Source organism: Streptomyces sp. NPDC007162, assembly GCF_040634175.1.
Lineage (GTDB): Bacteria > Actinomycetota > Actinomycetes > Streptomycetales > Streptomycetaceae > Streptomyces.
On the sequence record NZ_JBEYFC010000586.1, the window covers coordinates 1 to 5,020 of the forward strand.

5 protein-coding genes and 2 pseudogenes are annotated in these 5,020 nt (G+C 68.5%); 3 read left to right on the forward strand and 4 right to left on the reverse strand.

The genetic code is table 11. The features are described from left to right. Nucleotides 1–318: 318 nt before the first annotated feature. Nucleotides 319–867 (forward strand): helix-turn-helix domain-containing protein, encoded by a 549-nt coding sequence (locus ABZ646_RS39830; protein ID WP_360530607.1) that lies wholly within the window; start codon nt 319–321, stop codon nt 865–867. Between the two features lie 374 nt (nt 868–1,241). Here ABZ646_RS39830 and ABZ646_RS39835 read toward each other — a convergent pair whose 3' ends face one another. The 4 genes and pseudogenes from ABZ646_RS39835 to ABZ646_RS39850 form a co-directional block, all read right to left on the reverse strand. Next, nucleotides 1,242–1,427: a hypothetical protein gene (locus ABZ646_RS39835; RefSeq protein WP_360530610.1), complete on the reverse strand. Its 186-nt coding sequence runs from the start codon at nt 1,425–1,427 to the stop codon at nt 1,242–1,244. 138 nt (nt 1,428–1,565) lie between these two features. Further along, nucleotides 1,566–2,603 carry a hypothetical protein gene (locus ABZ646_RS39840; protein ID WP_360530613.1) on the reverse strand — a complete coding sequence of 346 codons (1,038 nt, stop codon included), beginning with the start codon at nt 2,601–2,603 and terminating at the stop codon, nt 1,566–1,568. Between the two features lie 267 nt (nt 2,604–2,870). Further along, a complete protein-coding gene (locus tag ABZ646_RS39845; protein ID WP_360530616.1) occupies nt 2,871–3,689 on the reverse strand; it encodes an SDR family NAD(P)-dependent oxidoreductase in 819 nt (272 codons plus the stop codon). A gap of 191 nt (nt 3,690–3,880) precedes the next feature. Continuing rightward, nucleotides 3,881–4,030 (reverse strand): annotated as a pseudogene (locus ABZ646_RS39850) (oxidoreductase); the annotation flags it as partial. A 436-nt stretch (nt 4,031–4,466) separates the two neighbouring features. Here ABZ646_RS39850 and ABZ646_RS39855 point away from each other — a divergent pair. Together ABZ646_RS39855 and ABZ646_RS39860 are read left to right on the forward strand one after the other, a co-directional pair. Then, nucleotides 4,467–4,700, forward strand: coding sequence for a type II toxin-antitoxin system VapB family antitoxin (locus tag ABZ646_RS39855; RefSeq protein WP_360530619.1), 234 nt, complete (start codon nt 4,467–4,469; stop codon nt 4,698–4,700). Continuing rightward, nucleotides 4,697–4,936 (forward strand): annotated as a pseudogene (locus tag ABZ646_RS39860) (VapC toxin family PIN domain ribonuclease); the annotation flags it as partial. The gene ABZ646_RS39855 and the pseudogene ABZ646_RS39860, both read left to right, overlap by 4 nt. Nucleotides 4,937–5,020: the final 84 nt, after the last annotated feature.

Here is a 5,020-nt window from a genome sequence, read left to right on the forward strand (position 1 = left end):
GCAGCAGCCCACCCTGCCCGGTCAGCTGCAGCCCCTCCGACCGGGCCCGCTCCACCAGCATCGCGACCAGTTGCTCGTCGGACACGGACGCAGGCTGCCCCGACTGGGCACTCTCGACAGGCTCCACGGTCTCCAACTCCACGGCGGTGTCAGTCACTTGACGTCTCTCCCATGATCGTCGGATCCGCCGTTAGATTTACACTCCCCTCCGATTCACCATGCGGGACTGCGATCCCCGTTTCTGTAGGCGGTCCTGGAGGGCCGGTCCACTATAATCGGGACAGTTGTCCCGCTTGGTCGGAAGTCTGAGGGTCTTTGATGCGTGCTGATGCCGAGCGCAACCGGAAGCGTGTCCTGGAGGTGGCGTTGGAGGCGTTCGCTGCCGAGGGGCTGTCGGTGCCGGTGGCGGAGATCGCCCGGCGGGCCGGTGTGGGCACAGGGACGGTCAGTCGGCATTTCCCGACGAAGGACTCGCTGTACGAGGCGATCGTGCTGCATCTGGTGGCCGAAATCGTCGACCGGGCCCGGCAACTGGCCGCGACCCGTGATCCGGGCGCGGCGTTCTTCGAGTTCTTCGCCCTGATGGTCGAGCACAGCGCGGTCAATCTCGGGCTGTCGCAGGCGATGAGCGGGACGGGCTTCGACGTCCACTCGGTGGCCTTGGCCCCCGAGCACAATCTGCTGGCCGTGGAAGAGGAGCTGCTCGTCGGTGCGCAGAAGGCTGGCGCCGTGCGGCCGGACGTCGTGCCTGCCGACGTCAAGGCGCTCATGGTCGGCTGTCTGGCCCGGGAGCAGCAGGGCTCCGACCCAAAGGCGCGCAAGCGCATGATCGACCTGGCGTGCGCGGGGCTGCGCACCCAGCGGTAGCGGTGTCTGCCGACCGCGTCGAGGATCGGACCGAGGGGACCCGGTCGGCGAAGCTTGACGCCGTGTCCGCTCACACGGTCGGTCGTGTGGGTGGGGGGTCGGTGAGAGGCTGAGTCTTCCCTTGCCGTGAGAGATCCTTGCGCATGCCGGACGTCGCGCCAGGACCAGGCCCTACGCGCCACAGACCGACCCTGCCTCAGTACTGCGCCCGGCGGGGAGTTCTCACAGTGAAGCGGGAGTTGCGAACCCGGCGCCCGCTTGGTCCGGACACTGGCTGGTGCGCCCGGTGAGGACGTCGAAGTCCTCGTCGGTCCGCCGGCTCTGGTAGGCGGTCATGGAAGTGGTGAGCGTGAGGTTCAGTTGCAGGGTCGCGATCAGTGTGTCGTCGCGCGGGACGCGGCCGGGACCCTGGTGTACAGGCCGGTGCGGAGGTGGTCGCCGAAGGCGTGGGCCGACTGCGCGAGAGCCGGTGAGTGTGCCTTGATGCGGTGGTTCAGCGGCATGGTGTCGCGATGGTTCTCGACGTAGTCGAGCAGAACGGCGGTCAGTGAGGTCCGCACAGTGGCTCGTCGTCGGGCCGGGCCTCCAGCAGGGCGCGAGCAGAACGGGTACGGAGGCGGGCCGTATCGGCCCGCCTCCGTACCTGTCCTGTCGTTCGATCGCGTCGTTGGCTGCCTGGTCGGCACATGTGGTCGTGATTACGCGCTGGCGTGCTTGCCGCTGGTCCGGCGGGCAGCGGGGCTGTGGGTGAGGATGCTGCGGAGTTTGGCGGTCTGCTGGTCTATGGCCTGCGGGCCGTTGCCGGTCAGCAGCCGCACGGACGGCTCGTAGGCCAGTTTCGGGGCGGAGATGTTGGGGGAGGACGCGACGGTGAAGCCGGCTTCCTTGATGGCCACGTCGACGAAGTAGGGCAGTCGGGTCGCCTTGCCCGGGACGCGCGGGTAGAGGAACCGCAGCGCGAACCGCTCGCCGATCTTGGGGACGGTCGAGATGGTGGCGGCGAGGAACGGGTTGTCCTTCACGGAGTAGGCGGCGCCCTGTGCGTCGATGCGCTGCCGGGTGGAGGTCACCGCGATGGGCGCGTGGCAGATCAACGAGATGGTGACGTCGTTCTCCCGGGCCACATGGAGGGTTTCGCCGAGCCACGGGTTGTCGCGGAAGTCGACCATGGGGGCGTGACCGCCGGGGGTGTGGATGAAGTCGAAGTCGGCGAAGGTGAACGCATCGGCCGGGTCGCGGTGGCGCAGGACGAGCTCCTGCAGCGAGTGGAAGGTGGCCTCGGGCAGCTTGTCGAGGCGGCGCATCAGTTCGGGGCGGTACGCGGCGAGCTCCGGTTCGCTGTTGGGCAGAAGTTCGGAGACCGGGATCCGGCCGATGTGCCGCTCCAGCAGCCGGACTTCCCGCTCGCGGCGGGCGACCAGCTCGGGGTGGCGTTGCCGGAAGCTGTTGACGTCGAACGAGCGGCGGCGCTGCTGCATGCGCAGGGGGAGGGTCTTGGCGCCGGTCTTCTCGATGGACTGCACGGACAGGGCCATGCCGTTGATGTCGAGTTGCGGGGCGTTGCCGTCGGGGGTGGCGAAGGTGAACTCGTAGTCGTTCTCGAACTCCTTGAGCACCTGAGCCATCTCGACCAGGAAGAACCCGGTCGAGATCGACTTGACCTCGGCCGGCTCGACCAGCGGCAGCTGGCGGCCGGACGAGATGATGATCAGTGCGCGACGCTTGGTGGTGGGCATGACGGGGGCTCCTTCAGTGGGCCTCGGCGGTGTGGGGCGGGGCGGGCCGTATCGGCCCGACCCCTGGGTTGCGCTGCTGCTGGTCGGATGGGACGAGTTGCCCGGGCCGCCGGCCGAGAGGCATCCGAAAGTGCTCCGCTGGATCAGGATCTGCCGCCTCCCGGTGAGGGGGCCCGGGCGGGTGCGCCGCCCGGGCCCCCTCAGGCGCCGGCGGTACGGGTGCCCGCCGTGGAGTGGGCGTGTCATGGCCCGAGGGCCGGAAGTTCCTTACTTGCCTTCCGCGGCCTTGGACACGTGCGCCCACTCGGCCCAGGTCTCCAGGCGCTGCTGGTACACCGCGGGCACCCACTGCGTGGGCTGCTCGCCGAAGAGCACACGCAGCGGCGGCTCTTCGGCGTCGACAAGCTGGAGGATCGCACCGCCGACACCCTCGGGACCGGGCATCTGGGCGGCGGCGCTCATCTCGGTCAACGACGCGTGCAGGGGGTCGTAGGCGTCCTGGCGGTGCGCGGTGAAGACCGACGAGTTCTTGAAGTCGGTGGCGAAGCCGCCGGGTTCGATCACCGTGACCTTGATCCCGAAGGGCGCGACTTCCTGCGAGAGTGCCTCGCTCAGGCCTTCCAGCGCCCATTTGGAGGCGCTGTAGCCGCCCGCGCCGCCCATGGTGGTCAGCCCCATGACCGAGGAGATCTGGACGATGTGGCCGCTGCCCTGCGCACGCAGGACGGGCAATACCGCCTGCGTGACGTGGAGGACGCCGAACACGTTGGTCTCCAGTTCGTCGCGCAGTTCCTGCTCACCCAGCTCCTCCACGGCGCCGACCAGCGCGTAACCGGCGTTGTTGACCACCACGTCCAGCCGGCCGAACCGCTCCTGGGCCGCCGCGACCGCCTCGAACACCTGCGCACGGTCGGTGACGTCCAGACGCAGCGGCAGCACCGCGTCACCGAACCGCTCGACCAGGTCGGTCAGCGTTTCGGTATTGCGGGCGGTGGCCGCGACCTGGTCACCGCGCTCCAGGGCGGCCAGGGCGAACTCGCGGCCGAAACCGCGCGACGAACCGGTGATGAACCAGACCTTGCTCATGACGTAAACCTCCTGTGGGGATGGGCAGCCACCCATAAGCGGGACGGCTATCCCGATTAACTATACGGGACGAGTATCCCGCTTTCGAGTTCGTTGGGGAGGTGGGTGGCGGTAGCGGCCCGCAGCTCCACGGTCAGTGGCCTTGCACTGCCAGCGCGGTCCACAGGCGGCGGGCAGCTACCGGGCCGCACGGCCGCGGCCGCGCGGCCCATGAGGGTCGGGGCGCCCTTCGGCTCGCCGCGACCGTCGGGGCCGACGTGGCTCGCGCCCGGATGGTCCTGCGTCGCCGCGTACAGGGTCGGCAGTGCGCCGCCCTTGTCGTCCTGGGCGAAGAACTTGTTCGTGATCGGCACGATGGCGCGGGCGCCCTCGTTTGCTCCGCCCCTGCCTGCAGGGATCGCGTGACTTGACTCGGTACAGAGGATGATCGAGATCCACTCCCGCACCGAACCTGGACTTCGCCGGGCGCCGCTGTCCCGTGAAGGCCAAAGGCGCCCGGAGCGAGGCCCGCCGCCGCGGCTAAGCGTTCACGATTTCGTGATCGCCTGGACAGATTCTGGACGCCAAATCCGATCAGGTCGGGCATGGCGCTCATGGAGTATTTCGCGTGGGCGTCGGGCAGGCCTCCGTCGGCTCGCCCCGCTGTGAGGAGCGGGCCTATGTGAACGTCATGACGCCCGGTGCGCCTCCCCCGCGTGGTCTGTTTGTGATCGATGGCCGCGCTCGATGTTGGTAATGTATCCTGAGTACATACATCGTGGATGTTGGAGGTGTCCGATGTCCGTCACGCAGATTGATCTCGACGACGAGGCGCTGGCCGAGGCCATGCGGTTGATGGGTGTCACGACGAAGAAGGAGACCGTCAACGCGGCCCTTCGGGACTACGTGGCGCGGATCAAGCGGCTTGAGGCTGCGGAGAAGTTGGCCGCGCGGGGTGCGCGTGGTGAGTTCGAGCAGGCCGCGGCGGCGCGTGACGCGGAGAAGCGTGCGCGACGCGAGGCCTTCGAGTGATCACGTATCTGGTGGACATCTCGGCTCTGTGGCACCTGTTTCGTACCCCAGGTGCGTTGCGTCCCTGGGAGGGGCACATTGCCGCCGGGGTGTTCCACGTCTGCGAGCCGACACGGGCCGAGTTTCTCTACTCGGCAACCAGTCCGTCCCATCGGGATGAGCTCGCAGAGGAACTGGACGCGCTCTGCTTTCTCTCTCCGGTTCCGAAGAACGCCTGGCGTTGGGTCGACACCGCTGACCCGGCCCCGCCCCGGCCACGCCGACCTCGCCGGGATGCAGAAGTACGGCTTCGACGAGGCCCGGCCGGTCCTGGAGCGGGC

What these genes read in the sequence shown, in the direction of transcription:
- ABZ646_RS39830 (WP_360530607.1), top strand. Translation starts at nt 319, where the DNA reads ATGCGTGCTGATGCCGAGCGCAACCGGAAGCGTGTCCTGGAGGTGGCG.
- ABZ646_RS39840 (WP_360530613.1), bottom strand. Translation starts at nt 2,603, where the DNA reads ATGCCCACCACCAAGCGTCGCGCACTGATCATCATCTCGTCCGGCCGC.
- ABZ646_RS39845 (WP_360530616.1), bottom strand. Translation starts at nt 3,689, where the DNA reads ATGAGCAAGGTCTGGTTCATCACCGGTTCGTCGCGCGGTTTCGGCCGC.
- ABZ646_RS39855 (WP_360530619.1), top strand. Translation starts at nt 4,467, where the DNA reads ATGTCCGTCACGCAGATTGATCTCGACGACGAGGCGCTGGCCGAGGCC.